Raw genomic sequence first — 16,716 nt, 5'->3', positions numbered from 1 at the left:
TGCAATCCCCATTCGCTTTTGATAGCCTGCGGCTAAAAACAGAGGACACGCTATGTACCAATACGCTGAGCATGTAAAACAGAAGCAAAAAATTTATCAAAATGCCCTATTGAAAGCAGGTTTCTCCCGTTGGTTGATTGGTGCAGGGGCGTTGCATTATCAATTTCGTGATGACATCAGCTATCCCTTTGCTACTAACGCTTATTTTCGGGAGTGGTTACCTTTATTGCAGAGGCCGGATTGTTTTATTGGTCTCGCCCCTGAAAAAGACCAGCCTATTTTATTTCTTAAAGTGGTAGACGATTTCTGGCACAGCGACCCAGAACCGTTGCCTGAGGATATTCATAATGTATTTCAGATAGTGGAATTTGCTGAAGTAGATAGCCTTCATGACTATTTTGTCATGGATAAAAACACGGTGTATTTAGGGCCAACATTGGGAAATCAGCCAAGCTTTCTAGGCGATGTAACGTTGAACGATGAAGGCGCCATTGCCTATGTAGACTATCATCGTGCTTACAAAACGGAATACGAAGTGGATGCCATGCGCAATGCCAATCGTGTTGCTGTTTTAGGGCATTTAGCCGCCAAAAACGGGTTTGAGGCCGGTGAATCTGAGTTGGATATCCACCTTCGGTATTTGCAGGCCGTCCGTGCGAAAGATGAAGAGCTGCCCTACCACAATATTGTTGGCTTGAATGAAAACGCGGCGGTATTGCACCACAATCATTTACAGAAACACAGCCCCGCCGTTCATCGCTCCATGTTGATTGATGCGGGCGCTCAATACCTGGGTTACGCATCTGATATTACTCGTACCTATGCCACAGACAATGCAACAGACAATGCCAGTGCGGAATACAAAGCGTTGATCAATGCCGTGGAAACGTTGCAGTTACAATTGCTTGATGATTTGGCTATTGGGGTGGATTACGTGCAATTGCATCGTCGCACTCACGAGTATATTGCTGGGGCGTTGATTGAGATAGGCGTGTTAACAGGCTCTGTTGAGTCAGCGGTCAATTCGGGTATTACTCGTGCCTTTTTCCCCCATGGCTTGGGCCATTTAATTGGTACACAAGTGCACGATAAAGGAGGCCATTTGGCCAATGAAAATGGTGAACTACGCGCGCCACCGGCGGAGCATCCTTTCTTACGCTGCACACGAACGTTAGAAAGTGGCATGGCGTTCACCATTGAGCCGGGTATTTACATTATTGAGAGTTTATTGGCCCCTTGGCGTACCAAAGTCGACTCTGGAGTGAATTGGGCATTAGTGGAGGCGTTAGCGCCTTACGGTGGAGTACGGATTGAAGATGATATTGTGATTACCGAGAAAGGTATTGAAAATCTCACTCGTAATGCGTTTTCTGCTGCGGTTGGCTAATTAAAGCATTAATGTCAGAAGATCGTTTTTAAAAACGATCTTCGAAATGAAAGTTAAAAACGATGAAAGCTAGGAACAAAGGCCACGTCCTATTATGTGGCCTTTGTGTTGTATGGCCTTTGTGTTTCTGTAGATTTCTCAGGCCGTCATTGCTGTACACCCAAGCTTCTTAATTTATCTCCAGCGGCGGCGCCTAACTCCCCACCAGCGGCTTGAGCTTGCTGAAAATATTGTTGAGCATCTTGTTTTTTACCTTGCGCCAACGTGACTTCACCCAAGTAATACACCGCGACTTGCGTGGGTAACAACTGGGTGGAAGACAGCAAATCTCTTTCGGCTGCGGTGTAGTTTTTTAATTCAGCTTGGGTCAACCCGCGATAGAGCTTGGGGCTAAAGTATTCTGGGTTCAAACTCACCGCTTTATTAAACGATGACAGTGCCGCTTTTTGGTTTTTTTGTTGCAGCTGCAATTTTCCTAGGGTTTCGTGAAATAACGATTCATTCGGTTGCTTTTTGATGGCGGATTTCACTGAGCTGATGGCTTTAGCGTAATTTTTTTTGTTTGCGTATTCCAATGCTTGTTGATGTGCTTTGTACGCGGGTTGATCTTTTTTAATACGGGCAATGGCTCTTTGAAATTGCGCTTTATTTCGAACGCCTTTAGCCAGCTTAGCCGCGTGTTTTCGGTTTTCTTCTACTCGTTTTTGTGACGGTGGGTGACTGGCAAAAAAGGTCGATAGCCTATCTTGTTGCCTGCCTGCAGACAGTTTTACGAATAGCTGTTGTAATTCCACTGCTGCTTGGGGCTCATAACCGGCTCGTGCCATATAGCTCATGCCGTACTCGTCTGATTCCAGCTCCTGCCCTTGCCCATATTGAGCCTGCATGGCCGCTGCTCCCAAGGCGGAGCCTTGTTGAGCCAAGCCACCGTATCCATAAGCACTGCCTATCGCGCTGGCGGCGGTGGTGCCTATACCTAATAAAATCGATTGGGTTTGTTGAGTGGCGCCGTGGCGAGCGGCAGCGTGAACGATTTCATGGCCTAACACGGCGGCTAGTTGCGCTTCGTCTTGCAGCTGGATGAGCAACCCTCGGTTAATGGCAATTTTGCCACCGGGTAACGCCCAGGCATTGGGCACATCGTTATTTAAGACGACAAATTCGTAAGGCAGTTTAGGGCGATCACTCACTTTGGCTAACTTTTGCCCCACGCTGTTGATGTACGTATTGAGGTCAGGATCAACCACGTAACGGCCACCTTGGCTTTGTTGTGAGGGAAGATAATTTTTTCGCCCTATCGCGACTTCTTGGCTGGCACTGATCAAACTGAATTGTGATTCGCCGGTAACTGGATTCGTGGCGCAGCCCCCGGTAAGCGCTGCTAAAGCCAGGATGGCGGGAAGTTGAAGGTTAAGAGCTAACTGACGAAAAAAGAGTTTCATGTCGCCTCCTGATACCGTGCGAAGATTCCATTTTTCAATCTGCTTCAGAGCAAACTGTGCGTATAATGCGGACAATTTTAACAAGTTCCTACAGTATTAACATGCTTCCCAAATGAGCATGTTGCCAAAGCAAGTTGAGGTTAGGGTATGCAAGCATTGCAAGTGATAGAGTTATTTGCCGGTCATCGGCCAGACGGACAGCCGGTGGTAGAGCGCTTGCAGGTCCAAGTGCTAGACGATGACAGTTGTCGTTTAGTGAAATCACCAGTGTTTGTCAAAGGTGTGGCCAGTGGTGATGTAGTGAAGTTGGTGCCTAACAGCCAGGAATTCGAAGTCGTCAAGCGTGCAGGCAACTTGTGTATTCGAGTTTTCAGTCGCGATGATATCGAAGCGTTGGGCGAAGCCATTACCCCACATCTTGAAAAACTTGGCGGTGAGCTCGATCATGAAAACCCCCGCTTTTTGGTTTATAGCATTCATGTCAGTTGCGGGTTTCAACAAATCGAAGCCATTTTTAATGATGCTTTGTCGCAATTTCCGAATTCACAATGGTTGTATGCCAATGTATATGATCCCAATGATGGGACTACCCCTCTAAATTGGTGGAATGAATTTCTGAAACCGGAATAAGCCCTCCCCTTTTATGTTACTAATATTCATACCGCAAGGTTTTGCGGTATGCTCAAGACCTTTCTTTTCGCTCATCAACGCGGTACTCGCTTATGTTAATGGTGATATCCCCTGCAAAAACCCTGGATTTCGACACAGCGCCGGTCACAAAAACACACACACAACCGGATTTCTTAGAGCATTCCCAATCGTTGATCGATGAACTGCGGCCACTGGCCCCCCATGATATTTCGAGCCTGATGAACATCAGCGATAAATTAGGGGTGCTCAATTACGACCGGTTTCGGGACTGGGGTCTGCCCTTTAGCTTAGGCAATGCGAAGCAAGCCGTGTTGGCTTTTAAAGGGGATGTGTACACAGGCTTGGAAGCAGAGTCGTTTTCTCGGCAGGATTTTACCTTCGCACAGAAGCATTTGAGAATATTATCGGGGTTATATGGCCTACTTAGGCCGCTGGATTTAATACAGCCTTATCGCTTGGAAATGGGCACTAAATTTGCCAATTCGCGGGGAAAAGATTTATACGCGTTTTGGGGAGACGACATTACTGAGGTGATCAATGATCAACTCAAAAAGGTAAAAAGCGATGTTTTGGTGAATTTAGCATCGAATGAATATTTTAAAGCCATTAATAAAAAACATTTGTCAGCCAATATTATCACCCCCGTCTTTAAAGACGAGAAAAACGGACAATACAAAATCATCAGTTTTTACGCGAAAAAAGCGCGGGGTTTAATGGCCAGTTGGATAGTAAAACACCAAATTACAGAACCGGCAGCCATTAAAACGTTTTCTGTAGCGGGATATCGCTACAACTCGTCGCTCTCTTCTGAGAAAGATTGGGTGTTTACTCGTGATGAAGCGGATCAATAAGTCGAATTCCACAGAATAGAGCGCTTTGCGCTAGTCTTAAATCACAACCTTGATTGATAGCGTTTTTTACAGCCTAAGAAGAATGAAATAGATGTTGATCGGTGCGTATGACATCGGCCCGTCTGTAACATAGGCAGTAGAAACAAGGACTAGCGAATGCCACTAAAAATTCTTGTGGTGGATGATGCGGCGTTCATCCGCGACATGGTAAAAAAACAGCTAAGACAGTCTTTACCGGGGGCTGAAATACTGGATGCCATTGATGGTCGACGGGCGATGTCGGTGTTACGTAAAGGCCCCATTGATTTGGTATTGTCGGATTGGGAAATGCCGGAAATGAGCGGCGAAGAGTTGCTCCGGTGGATGCGATCCGACGATCAGTGTGCCAAAACCCCTTTTGTGATGATTACCAGCCGGGGTGATCGAGCCCATGTGGTGAAAGCGGTAGAAGCGGGGGTGAACGATTATTTGGGTAAACCCTTTAAACCCGATGAACTCATGGCTAAGGTGTACAAACAACTCAAACGGGCGGGGAAAATGCCGTCTGCTGCCGAACAGAAATCCGCTGAGAAATCCCGTGGTGTGGCCTTTGGTTCAGTAGAAGCGCTTACGGGGGGGAAAGCCTCCTCGCGGCCCAAAGCCCAAAAAGCTTCCATCGCCGCCAGCAACCCTCTGCTTGCCAAAGCCCCCAGCAACTCAAACAAAAACGGCTCTGGCCAGGGCGCATCTAAAAAAAGCCCTGCAAAAAAAAGTGCGACCCAAAAAGGAAAACACGAGGCGCGTGCGAATTTGCGCTTCCCGAACGGTGAAAGTCCCTGTGTCGTTAGAGAATTATCCCTTCAGGCAATGTCGGGGTTTATGCAGCGTACAGAGGCGATCCCTGCGTTATTCGACCAAGCAGTGGCCGATATTGAAATGGAAGAAGGCAGTCTTGCGCGGGTGAATGGCTATTTTTCGGTGTTGGAAGCGGGGGAAAACAATGTGAATACCCGTATTATTAAATTTACCGTACGCTTTGTGGATAATGACCCGGATAAATTTGAAGTGTTATCCAAATACATCGCCCGTTATTTTCGTTAGAGGTTCTGACCGGTCAGGGCCTTATGAACCCTTTGATAACGGTAATCTCTAAAGCATCAAACAGTGGAACTCCATGATCGAAAAACCTTTCTCCCAAGCTTGCCAAAATAATCGTCAACCTATTCTTGAAATTCTCCAGAGCTATCTAACAGTCCAGAGCTACCTAACAGAAGGGGCTACGAAGAGCCACTATGTCCATGAGAGTTTGTCGAGGCCTGTCCGTGTTTTTGAAATGGGTTCAGGCACAGGTCAACATGCCGTGTATTTTGGTGAGCATTTACCCGAAGTATTATGGCAATGTGCGGATTTACCGGTACACCATGAAGGGATTAACGCATGGATAGATGAGTATACGGAGAAGGGTTTTAAGAATATTACGCGCCCTATCGCATTTGATGTAAACCAAAGTGTATGGCCACAGCAAAAATTCAATGCGCTGTTTACAGCCAATACCTTACATATTATGAGTTGGCAGAGTGTTGAAGTATTTTTTTCTCGAATTCGAGAGATTCTGGATACCAATTGCAGGGTGTTTATTTATGGACCGTTTAACTACAACGGGCAATTCACCAGCGAGAGTAATGCTCAGTTTGATCTATGGTTAAAGTCACAAAACCCCCACAGTGGTATTCGTGATTTTGAAGCGGTTGCGGACTTAGCGAAGACAGCACGTCTGCATTTGTTGGCCGATCACGAAATGCCTGCCAACAATCGATTGCTGGTGTTTGGAAATACACAGCGCTAAACGCTGTTGTGAAGGATAAAGGTGTGTAGTTAATTATCGGTGAGTTGGCTCTTGGCTTTGGCGAAGTTATCTTGCAGGCTGGCAAAACGGTTGTGCTGAGGGTGATCAGTATCCAATGTATTGATGCGACTGAAACATTTTTGAACTTCTTGGGCATCCTCATCGCTCAGTTGCGCGTTGTGCTCCAGCAGAACTTGCACCAGGTTCAGGTTTAAGCCGACGTGTTTGGGAAAGACGCCTAACGCTTCACGAAAGACCTTTCGGGCATTTTGGTGATCGCCTTTATCGTAGGCGGTGATACCTTCACGAGTGAGCTGTACTACCTTCTCTTTACTGCGTTGGGTGAGTGGTTCTGAACTGAGCCGTTCAATACGTGACATCATATCGATGTCGTCTCCGTATTCTGCCGCCATGGCCTGCAAGTGCTCGGTTGCTTCTTTGGTTTGCCCGTTGTCGTTGAGTACGCGGACGTAATCCAGGTGAGCATTGCAATCGTTTGGGGGGGACTCACGAAATTCATCAATCACGTTTTGAGCCATCTCTTTCGAATCTTTTGTGCCGGTGACTTGATGAATATTGGCAGAGATCAAGGCCACTTGTCGTTCAATTTCCTCATTGAAATCCTTAAGCTCTTGCGCTTTTGAGAGCATACGTTGGGCGCGTGAAGCATGTTCTTTATGGTTGCTGTCGGGGTTCAAGCGAATGACTTCGGTGGCTTTGCGGGCGTAATTTAAATAATCCTGCGCATCTTCATCCGGTGAATTTGGAGACCACTGAATGGCTTGTTTGTAGGCATTCAACGCAGTTTCTTCATCGTCATTCAGTTCGGCCAATTGCGCTAAACGTCGGTGGCGTACCACCGATTTGGGTGAGAGGCGGCAGGCTTCTTCTGTGCTTTCCTGTGCTGCTGAGAGGTTGCGGCGGGATTTGTGAATTCGGCTTAATAAATCGTGGGCTTCTACGTATCGGTTGTCGATTTCAAGGACCTTTTTCAAGATGATTTCGGCAAGGTCATGTTCTCCAAGTTCCACTAAGGTTTCAGCTAAGCCCAGCATGGCCCAAGGGACGGGGGTTTTCTCTACAATGGCTTCATAATAGGCTCGTGCTTCGTGCAATTCCCCTAACCGAATAAGAATACGTCCTTTTAAACGCTGGGCATCATTGGCGACTTTAGAGCCTTCTTCGATGACTTTATTGCATGCCTCAACGGCTTCCGAAAACTGTTTTTGGGCACACAAGGCTTTGATGGGGTGCAAAATACTGTCTTTGATCAGTAAGCGATCAACCCGTAGAGACAATAATTTGGGCGTGAAGGGCTTGGTGATGTAGTCGTCGGGCTGGCTTTCCAGTGCGCCGAGTACCATTTCACGGGAGGTTTCGGCGGTAATCATCACAAACATACTGGTGATAGGTAGCAAACCGGATTTGCGTAAATTTTCCAGCAGGTGTTGGCCGTCTTGGCTGCGGCCTAAGTTGTAATCACAAAAAATCAGTGTGTAGGTTTTGGCGGAGCACATTTTCAGGGTGTCTTCCGCATTGGCGGCGGTGTCCACGTGCTTAAACCCAAACCCCGACAACATCCGTTTGACAGAACCACGAACCTCGGGCAGGTCATCAATGATCAAACATTTATGACCATTGTAGAGCTTTACCAAGTCTATTTTTAGAGGTTTTACATCTGCCAAAATAACCACCAGCCTTGTGATTTGGTGCGAGTACTAACTCGCAGTAACCGTGTTTTGTTTTAAATCTGCAGGCATACTGCCCATCTTTTCGTTTGCGCGTTGTTTCAAGCAACAAAACCCGGTCTGTTCTGTAAATTCCCGTCTGTTCTGTAAATTATAGTCAAGAATGAGCAAACGCAGATTTTTGAATAAGTGTCTTTCAATTTGTGTCTTTAGTCTGTGTGGCAGACCGTCTGCATGGGCAATGGTGCAGACAGCTCAAGAGAGATCACTCTTTACGAAAGGGCAATAATGTTTGCGTTTCGTCCCGATAGGCCAATATGCCCGGTGTTTCTTGTTCTAGGAAATGGGCGACGGCGTGATGGAAACGTGGGTCTGCTAACCAGTGGTTGGAATAGGTAATGGTGGGGGTAAAACCACGTTGGATTTTATGCTCTCCTTGGGCGCCAGGGTCAAAAACCTGCAACCCTCGCTCAATTGCAAACTCAATACCTTGGTAATAACACGCTTCAAAATGCAGGGCGTTAAAGTCTTCATCGCACCCCCAATAGCGGCCATACAAATGGGTATCACTGAATAGGTTGAGAGCCGCTGCCACCATGCGGCCTTCGTAATAAGCTTGCACCATCATGAGTTGCTCGGGCATTTGTTTTCCCAGTGTTGGGAAAAACGATGGGCCTAGGTAGCCTTGGTGGCCACTGCGCTTGAAGTAGGTCAGGTGGTAAAACGTGTAGAACTGCTCCCACTCTGCTTCGCTGATGCTATCGCCACATTTTCGAACCAACGTTACCCCTTGCTCGATGACTTTTTGTCGCTCTTTGCGCAGGTTTTTTCGCTTCCGGCTGCTGAAAGTGGAAAGAAAGTCATCAAAATGGGAAAAACCTTGGTTGTACCAGTGAAATTGGCACCCAAGGCGCTTGAGATAACCGTCTTCTGATAATTGACTTGTGAGGGCTTTATCGCCGAATAAGCAATGCCATGACGACACTCCTAGGCGACGGGCTTCATCAATAATGGCATTGGCCATAGCGATGGGTAAGTTGGTGTCCTCTATCGCGCCATTCATCTTGGGGTGAACAACATTGGGGTGACCAACATTGGAGTGAGTAACATTGGGGTGAATAACAAAACGTGGGCCTGTGGCCGGAGTAAAAGGAATGGCACTGAGTAATTTGGGGTAATACTCCAGGTTATTGCGATGATAGGCATCCGCCCATGCCCAATCGAAAACGTATTCACCATAGCTGTGATCTTTGAGGTACAGCGGTGCGAGCGCTATGAGATTGTCATCATCATCGTGTACCAGTAAATGGTGGGGTTCCCAGCCGGTGTCGGCGGTGGTACTGCCACTGGTTTCTAATGTGGCGATAAACTCATGACGCAGAAAGGGGTAACGGCCTGGAATGAGCGCATTCCATTGCTCGGCATTGACAGTGGTGATAGACGTGCAAAAGCTGAATTTCATCGTGAAAAATAGACCTTAAGCAAAGATAAGACTTAAGAATGATTGACCGTCTCACTCTCTGTTGCGTTTTTCTCAATGGCGCGTGTTATGGGAAACTGGCAGGAAAAGGTACTGCCTTTATTGAGTTTACTGTTGATGACTAACTGCCCATTGTGTCGAGACAGAACGTGTTTCACGATGGCGAGCCCTAGGCCGGTGCCGCCGGTGTCTAATGAGCGGCTGGCGTCTACACGATAAAAACGCTCGGTAATACGTGGCAGGTGTTTGGCTTCAATACCAATACCGTGGTCTTGCACATCAATGTAAACATACTCTTCTTCTCGCCGGGCGCGCAAAATGATTTGGCTCTCTGGGGGTGAGTAGCGCACTGCGTTAAACGCCAGGTTAGAAATACAGCTGCGCAGCTCTTGGGTTACCCCCAGTATATCGAACGAGTCTTGTAGTTCTACTTCAATCCTGTGCAATCGTTCACCGCTCAATTCAGATGCATCTTTTTGGACTTTATTCAGTAGTGCTTCTACGTGAACGGGGTGCTGGTTTTGGTCGCTGGCCTCCGTTTCCAGTTTCGAGAGCATGAGTAAGTCTTCAATCAGTAAAGTCATGCGCTCGGTTTGTTCTTGCATTTGACCAATGGCCTTAGACCAAATGGCAGGCAAATGATCGGCGTTATCCGACATGGTTTCCAAATAGCCCCGCACCACGGTTAATGGTGTGCGCAGTTCGTGGGAGACATTGCCGATAAAATCTTTACGCATCATTTCCAGTTTGTGCAAGCGTGAAATGTCACGAATCACAATGAGGTATTCCCCTTGCCCAAACTGGCTGATTTGAAAATTCAGAAAAATTTCACTGTCCAGAGACGATTGAATGGTCAGCGGCTCTTTAAAATTGCCTTTTTCAAAGTAACGAATAAATTTTGGTGAACGGATGTAGTTGAACAGTGGTTGCCCATGATCGCCCGGTTGTAAACGAATCAAACGGCGAGCGCTTTGGTTCCACCACTCAATGGATGCGTTCTTATCCAACAGAATCACGGCGTCTTTTAAGGCGGTGGTGGTTTCTTGAATGCGAACAATCAGTTCTTGCAGTCGACGTTTTTCACTTTGTTGACGGCGACGTAGACGATAAATTTTATCAAAGACGGCCCCCCATACCCCATTGGCATCTGGCGGAGGTAGATGGCGGCGGCTGTTGAGCCATAGGTCTAGCCTGCGCATTTGAAACAATGCCCAGCCAATGTAACCCACGCACATCACTAACAGGGTATAGAGCAGATACCCGGTCATTAAACCCAGTACGGTAGAGATGACGACCAGCAAACCGATACGTCGTATTTCGGAAGCAAACCCGCGTTGCAAAAGATGGCCCCAAGAAGACGCCCGCTCAACGCAGCTCATCATGAGCTGCGTTGAGCGGGTTAAATTAACGACACACTCATGAATACCCACAGACATACCGTAAAGCCGGCAGTCAGGTACAACTGTTAGGTACAACTGTTATCAACAATTATCAATAACCGTCATAAACGAGCACCGTAAACAACGGCGGTGGGCAATGGGTGGCTAGACTGTGGGTGACTAAACTTTTTCGGCCACCTTGGTCGAAAAGCGATACCCGGTGCCCCGTACGGTTTGAATAAAGCGGTCATGATCATCCACCGTCAACGCTTTACGAAGTCGGCGGATGTGAACATCGACGGTTCGTTCTTCAACGTACACATTGCCACCCCACACATGGTCAAGAAGTTGTCCACGGGTGTAAACACGTTCTTGGTGGGTGAGGAAAAACTCCAGTAGGCGGTATTCGGTCGGTCCCATCTGAACGGGTTGGTCGTTGATGGTGACGCGATGGCTGATGGGGTCGAGAATCAGGTTTTCTACCTCAATTGGCCCGGTTTCGGCACCGGTATCCGTGCGTCGTAAAACGGCTTTCAGGCGGGCAACCAGTTCACGGGGTGAGAAAGGCTTGGTGATGTAGTCATCCGCGCCTACCTCCAACCCTTGTACTTTATTGTCTTCATCGCCTTTCGCCGTCAGCATGATAATCGGCGTTTGCGAAGTCACTTCGTCTCGCTTCAACCGGCGTGCTAACTCGATGCCACTGGTGCCGGGCAGCATCCAGTCGAGAAGAATAAGGTCGGGTTTTTCATCGACAACCAGTGAATGAGCTTTTTGAGCATCGGCCGCTTCCAAGCATCGGTAATCGGCCATTTCAAGAGCAACTCGTAGCATGTCTCTAATGGAGGATTCGTCATCTACGATTAAGATTGTTTTGTCGGGCATAGTCAGCACTAAGGAGTTGTTGAGCTGTGGATTGGTTTGTTCACATTTAATAAAGCTTTTATTTCAGATTTATTACATGCGGGGATAAAAGAACAATTGTTTTTAATTATTGCCTCGAATTGTGACTACAGACTTTTTCAATGACGTCATTCTTTGTTCATAAAAAGCTGAGCAGCCCCCAATAAATTAGGATGGCTGTAACGCAAGTCATGTACCAACACGGTGGTTGATGTTGTCAGAGTGAGGCACGCGATACTAATGTACTCTCGCTTTGTGCTGTTTTGATGACGACTGTGCCACAGAGTGCGCTAATTGTGGGAATGGGTGGTCGGGAGGTCAAAATGTGCGCTGTAATGGCGCACGATTTTCACGATCACTGTTGGCTATTACCCAATCAGTCTGCTCGCCACGACCCCTAAAAACCAAATCAATCCTACCCAGCTGTTGTTTAAAAACGCCTTAAAGCAAGCCGCTCTTTCACGATGACGAATCAATATTTGCTGGTAGGCAAATAGACCACTGATACCGGCAATGGCGCAAAAGTAAGGCCAGGTGAGTGCAAACTGATGGCCAATCATTACCATGCCAATTAACACCAAACCTTGCAGAGCAGCGGTGATCACACGATCTTGTTCACCAAACAAGATGGCGGTGGATTTAATACCCGCGTGGACATCATCGTTACGATCAACCATGGCATAAAAGGTATCGTACGCCACGACCCAAAGGAGATGAGCGGCGAAGAATAACCAAGCACCCGAGGGAACGCTGCCGGTTTGTGCGGCAAACGCCATGGGAATGGCCCAGCTAAATGCGGCCCCCAGTACGACTTGAGGTAAGTGGGTGTAGCGTTTCGCGAATGGGTACATGGCAGCCAACGCCACTGCCCCAAAAGACCAGTACACCGTAATCGTGTTGGTGAATAAAACCAGTACAAAGGCTGCCAAACATAAGCTGAAAAACAACACAATGGCCTCACGGCTGCTAACCTTGCCTGTTACCAGTGGTCGTTGGTGAGTGCGTTCTACTTGGCCATCCACCTTTCGGTCGGCGTAATCGTTGATCACACACCCAGCAGAGCGCATTAACACTACCCCTAGTGTAAAGATAATAATATTTCCCCAGTCGGGGTGCTGGTCGGCAGCTAACCACAGGGCGGCCAGGGTTGGCCAAAGTAACAATAAGCTACCGATGGGTTTATCGAGCCGCATGAGCAAGATGTAACCAGAGAGACGTTGTTGGATAGAGCGAGGGGAATGGGCCATTGTTCTCATTGTTGTTTTGGGTGCCAAAGTGGGTCAGTTAACTTTAAGGGTATTTAAAAGCGTGAACACACGATATTGAGCGTTCACCAGTGCTGTGGTTCCAAGCATTCTCAACAGCATATTTACGCCCATAGGAAGGCAATATTGAGATAAAACAGGGTAAAATCGAACGATTAAGGTCACTTTAAGGAATCTTTGGTTATCTTAAGAATCATTGATTCGATGCTTTCTCATGCCTTCCATGGACGAAGGCTTGCTATCATTGATCCGTGCTAAGGCGTTTATAGAGTTGTCGAGCTTGGCCAACGGAGTAAAATAGGATGAATAAGGTGTCAATCTACGAGATGCTCTTCGATACTATAACGATTTCTTACAATCACTATAACTAGGAAAATAATATGCATAAAACAGAACTTGTTGCTGCTGTTGCTGATATCGCCGACTTACCTAAAGAGAAAGCCAGTACCGTTGTCTCGGCTATTTTGGATGAAATCACCAATGCTCTCAGTCGTGACGAAGTCGTGAGTTTAGTGGGCTTCGGCACTTTTTCTCAGCGTCACCGCGCGGCGCGTACCGGTCGTAGTCCGAAAACCGGCGAAACCATTCAAATTGCGGCCAGCACGACCGTTGGCTTCAAGCCAGGTAAAGCGCTCAAAGACAGCGTTAACCCCTAAACCGATCAATACCAATCTAAGCAAGCCCCGCGAGCTGGCCCTTGGCCAGTCTCGGTTCTGCTTTTCTCAACCCCTTCTTAACGACCGTTCCTTTGTGTCATTTCGGCCTCTCTTACCTTTTCTCAATGGCATTTTTTACATTTTATCTGTCACAAATGTGACAATTTTTGATCAACATCAGATCATTGGTGGTGCTAACGCATTAAATCCGCCAAAATGCGGTCAATTGTATTTTTAATATCAATCCTACTGCTATCGATCGATTTTTAATATCTACCGTATTTCAATAAAAATCGACATTACATTCATAGCGATAACAAAAAGGACGCTTTATGTCTTTAACGACTCGAATACTCATAGCCATGGCGACAGGTATATCGCTTGGAGTGTTGCTGAACTCTGCAATGGAATACCAATGGTTACCGGCTTCTTTTGAACAAGTATTGAATACCTTCATCATTGATGGTGCTTTTGATGTGGTAGGGCAAATTTTTGTGAAATCACTCAAATTGCTCGTGGTGCCTTTGGTGTTTATTTCACTGGTGTGTGGCTGCGCCTCTTTGGGTGGCAACAGTCGTTTGGGGCCTATCGCCGGTAGAACGCTTCTGCTGTACATGTTCACTACCGCTGCCGCGATTTCGTTGGCATTGCTGGCCGGTACACTCGTTCAGCCCGGTGCCGGTATTGGGCTGGCCGAAATGGGCAGTTTCGCTCCGAAAGAGGCGCCGGCCTTCAAAGAGGTATTGATCAATATTTTTCCGAGCAACCCCATTCAGGCGATGGCAGAAGCCAACATGCTGCAAGTGATCGTCTTTTCCGTCTTAACCGGCCTTGCGTTGTCGAAAATGCAAGGGGAAAGCGGAAAAACTCTAAGAAACTGGTTTGAAAGCATGAACGAACTGGTGATGAAAATGGTCACCATGCTCATGAACCTTGCCCCGTACGGTGTGTTCTGCTTACTTGCGGGTTTATTTGCCGAATTGGGCATAGAAGCCATTGCTAAGCTGATCAAATACTTCCTCACCGTGGTGGTTGTGCTGATGCTCCATGCCTTTGGTGTGTACACGGCCTTGTTTAAATTCTTCACGGGCTTAAGCCCGCTAATGCTCATCCAAAAAATGCGCTCCACCTTGGCCTTTGCCTTCAGTACCTCCTCTTCCAGTGCCACTCTCCCGGTGACCTTAAACACCGTAGAAAATCGTTTGGGCGTGCATAACCGTGTGGCTTCATTCACCATTCCTTTGGGAGCCACCATCAATATGGACGGCACCGCCATCATGCAGGGGGTGGCCACAGCGTTTATTGCCCAAGCTTACGGCGTAGACATTGGTTTTAGTGGTTATTTAATGGTAGTACTGACCGCCACCATGGCTTCCGTGGGCACCGCCGGTGTACCGGGCGTGGGTTTGGTTACCTTAGCGATGGTATTGCAGCAAGTGAACCTGCCGGTAGAAGGGGTGGCCCTGATTATTGGCGTTGACCGTTTACTGGATATGATTCGCACTGCGGTTAACATCACCGGGGATTCCGTGGTATCGACCATTGTGGCGAAAAAAGAAGGCGCGTTGGATGAAGCCATCTTTAACGACCCCAATGCTGGCTTAGCTGAGCTGGAAAACGAAGAAGAAAGTGAAGCGGCATTACAAACCGCAAAACCTTAGTATTCAGTAAAATCAGTTTAAAAACCGGCATTATAGGCCGGTTTTTTTATGTCCATTAATACTGACCCTCTTTTATAAAGAGATAATCTAAGTGCCAACGCCTAAGCACCTACACTCATTTTAGATAATGAGGTTGATCAAATAGAAGGTAATGGTTATGTCATTGACAAAAAAGATCGCTATTACAGCCTGTGTAATGGGGCTGAATAGTTGGGCTTATGCTGGTACGCATCATGAAATTGAAGACAAGCACCAACATTCACATGGTGAAGATTGTGGTCATGCGGCAGAGTGGCATCAAGATCACTTCGATTACGAACATAATGGCCATGATCATCACATGCATGGTGGGCATGTTCACCATGAGCAAATTGCGTTGCATGAGAAACATGAGCACGCCCACGGTTTAAATTGTGGGCACAAAACGCGAGTGACCATGGGCATTACCGAATACCAACACGACGGTCACTGGCACCATCAACATGGTGGCCATATTCATGAGAGCCATAAATAAACCGTAAGCAACGACAATTAATGTTTAGGTGTAGATAAAAAAACCCGAATAGTGTTGAGGTATTCGGGGGCTACTGGATGGCTAAATAATGTGGAATTTGGGGTTAAATTCGAACATAAAAAATTCTTCTTTCTCTTCAGCCAGTTGTAATAGTGTTTTGATGAGAAAAATAGAAAGGTAAAAATTTATTGATTTTTCATGGTCCTATAATCGGTGGGAGATATACTTGAAATAAAAGTCTTCATTTATATCGATAATCATATAAAGAAGACCTTTTATAATATTGGCTCCATTAAGCGCAAAGAGTGTTAAACACCCCAAGGTCAAATAAATATAAACAAAAGATAAACCTGCGGTATTCATTTTCGTGAAAATATAGCTTCCTAACACGGAATAGAATATCAACCCGAAGAAACTTCTGCCTGATGAAATCAAATCTAAAATTGCTCTTGTTTTACCGTATTCATTCTGTCTCGTTTTCTTTTCTCGTAAACGACGAAGAATCGAAACTATTTCGTTCATATACCCACGATAGCTGAAGATGCGAGCGCTTTTATATTCTCGATCAACCGTAATGTTAACTCTAAAAGCTTGCTTTAGCATGGCGTCGGGATTACTTTGCGGGTTAACCATAAAAAAATAATGGTCTGGGAGTTCTTCTTCAGAGTCAGCTAGTGCTTTGAGAGCTTGGGTTAAAATTACAGAGCCTGAACCTTCTGTTATCCATTCAGTACAAATGAATTTTCTCGCATCGAACATTATTTTTGCTAATAATAAAGCAGACTCTTTAGTGTGCTTAATTTTTAATGGGTTATAAGCCTGAAATAGAGAGAGTTTAGATCTGGAGGCAGGGGTGTTTTCTAAGTGTGAGTCTAAAAATAGGGCACCTCTAAAAATAGCCCAACTTTGATATAATCTCACTGTTCAAAAATTTCAAGAGTTTCCTTCTATGTCTCAGCCCGGCTTTTTTGATTTAGATGACAGGTATCGCAAGTTAGATGAAAAAGATCCATT

General features: G+C 46.5%; 15 protein-coding genes. 8 read left to right on the top strand and 7 right to left on the bottom strand.

Going from position 1 to position 16,716, the window contains the following annotated elements:
• The first annotated feature begins 52 nt into the window (after nucleotides 1-52).
• Entirely contained in the window at nucleotides 53-1,387 is a 1,335-nt protein-coding gene (gene pepQ, locus LU351_RS13215) for a Xaa-Pro dipeptidase (protein ID WP_232594559.1), read from the top strand.
• A gap of 146 nt (nucleotides 1,388-1,533) precedes the next feature.
• Here the strand turns inward: pepQ and LU351_RS13210 are convergent, their stop codons facing one another.
• The gene (locus LU351_RS13210; protein ID WP_232594558.1) at nucleotides 1,534-2,829 is read right to left on the bottom strand and encodes a M48 family metalloprotease; all 1,296 of its coding nucleotides are present in this window, start codon (nucleotides 2,827-2,829) and stop codon (nucleotides 1,534-1,536) included.
• Between the two features lie 147 nt (nucleotides 2,830-2,976).
• On the opposite strand from LU351_RS13210, the gene LU351_RS13205 reads away from it, so the two are divergent.
• The 4 genes from LU351_RS13205 (at nucleotide 2,977) to LU351_RS13190 (ending at nucleotide 6,156) form a co-directional block, all read left to right on the top strand.
• Nucleotides 2,977-3,459, top strand: coding sequence for a DUF4265 domain-containing protein (locus tag LU351_RS13205; RefSeq protein WP_232594557.1), 483 nt, complete (start codon nucleotides 2,977-2,979; stop codon nucleotides 3,457-3,459).
• 92 nt (nucleotides 3,460-3,551) lie between these two features.
• Nucleotides 3,552-4,331: a peroxide stress protein YaaA gene (yaaA, locus tag LU351_RS13200; RefSeq protein ID WP_232594556.1), complete on the top strand. Its 780-nt coding sequence runs from the start codon at nucleotides 3,552-3,554 to the stop codon at nucleotides 4,329-4,331.
• 156 nt (nucleotides 4,332-4,487) lie between these two features.
• A complete protein-coding gene (locus LU351_RS13195) occupies nucleotides 4,488-5,411 on the top strand; it encodes a response regulator (protein WP_232594555.1) in 924 nt (307 codons plus the stop codon).
• A 73-nt stretch (nucleotides 5,412-5,484) separates the two neighbouring features.
• Entirely contained in the window at nucleotides 5,485-6,156 is a 672-nt protein-coding gene (locus tag LU351_RS13190; RefSeq protein WP_232594554.1) for a DUF938 domain-containing protein, read from the top strand.
• Nucleotides 6,157-6,185: 29 nt separating this feature from the next.
• Here the strand turns inward: LU351_RS13190 and LU351_RS13185 are convergent, their stop codons facing one another.
• The 5 genes from LU351_RS13185 to ubiA all read right to left on the bottom strand — a co-directional run bounded on the left by LU351_RS13185 (nucleotide 6,186) and on the right by ubiA (nucleotide 12,862).
• Nucleotides 6,186-7,841: a tetratricopeptide repeat protein gene (locus tag LU351_RS13185; protein WP_232594553.1), complete on the bottom strand. Its 1,656-nt coding sequence runs from the start codon at nucleotides 7,839-7,841 to the stop codon at nucleotides 6,186-6,188.
• A 268-nt stretch (nucleotides 7,842-8,109) separates the two neighbouring features.
• Nucleotides 8,110-9,306: a GNAT family N-acetyltransferase gene (locus LU351_RS13180; RefSeq protein WP_232594552.1), complete on the bottom strand. Its 1,197-nt coding sequence runs from the start codon at nucleotides 9,304-9,306 to the stop codon at nucleotides 8,110-8,112.
• 32 nt (nucleotides 9,307-9,338) lie between these two features.
• Nucleotides 9,339-10,760: a phosphate regulon sensor histidine kinase PhoR gene (gene phoR, locus LU351_RS13175; protein WP_232594551.1), complete on the bottom strand. Its 1,422-nt coding sequence runs from the start codon at nucleotides 10,758-10,760 to the stop codon at nucleotides 9,339-9,341.
• Nucleotides 10,761-10,883: 123 nt separating this feature from the next.
• A complete protein-coding gene (gene phoB / locus LU351_RS13170) occupies nucleotides 10,884-11,588 on the bottom strand; it encodes a phosphate regulon transcriptional regulator PhoB (protein WP_232594550.1) in 705 nt (234 codons plus the stop codon).
• A 386-nt stretch (nucleotides 11,589-11,974) separates the two neighbouring features.
• Complete coding sequence (gene ubiA / locus LU351_RS13165; protein WP_232594549.1) at nucleotides 11,975-12,862, bottom strand: 4-hydroxybenzoate octaprenyltransferase; 888 nt, start codon at nucleotides 12,860-12,862, stop codon at nucleotides 11,975-11,977.
• Between the two features lie 389 nt (nucleotides 12,863-13,251).
• On the opposite strand from ubiA, the gene LU351_RS13160 reads away from it, so the two are divergent.
• From LU351_RS13160 to LU351_RS13150, 3 genes are all read left to right on the top strand, one after another.
• Nucleotides 13,252-13,527: an HU family DNA-binding protein gene (locus tag LU351_RS13160; RefSeq protein WP_232594548.1), complete on the top strand. Its 276-nt coding sequence runs from the start codon at nucleotides 13,252-13,254 to the stop codon at nucleotides 13,525-13,527.
• A gap of 332 nt (nucleotides 13,528-13,859) precedes the next feature.
• Complete coding sequence (locus LU351_RS13155; RefSeq protein ID WP_232594547.1) at nucleotides 13,860-15,188, top strand: dicarboxylate/amino acid:cation symporter; 1,329 nt, start codon at nucleotides 13,860-13,862, stop codon at nucleotides 15,186-15,188.
• Between the two features lie 157 nt (nucleotides 15,189-15,345).
• A complete protein-coding gene (locus LU351_RS13150; RefSeq protein ID WP_232594546.1) occupies nucleotides 15,346-15,702 on the top strand; it encodes a hypothetical protein in 357 nt (118 codons plus the stop codon).
• Nucleotides 15,703-15,906: 204 nt separating this feature from the next.
• Here LU351_RS13150 and LU351_RS13145 read toward each other — a convergent pair whose 3' ends face one another.
• Nucleotides 15,907-16,623, bottom strand: coding sequence for a hypothetical protein (locus LU351_RS13145; RefSeq protein ID WP_232594545.1), 717 nt, complete (start codon nucleotides 16,621-16,623; stop codon nucleotides 15,907-15,909).
• Between the last annotated feature and the right edge of the window lie 93 nt (nucleotides 16,624-16,716).

Source organism: Marinibactrum halimedae (genome assembly GCF_021234875.1).
Lineage (GTDB): Bacteria > Pseudomonadota > Gammaproteobacteria > Pseudomonadales > Cellvibrionaceae > Marinibactrum > Marinibactrum halimedae.
Note: the sequence above shows the minus strand (reverse complement) of the source record. Positions and strands in the feature narration are given on the sequence as shown.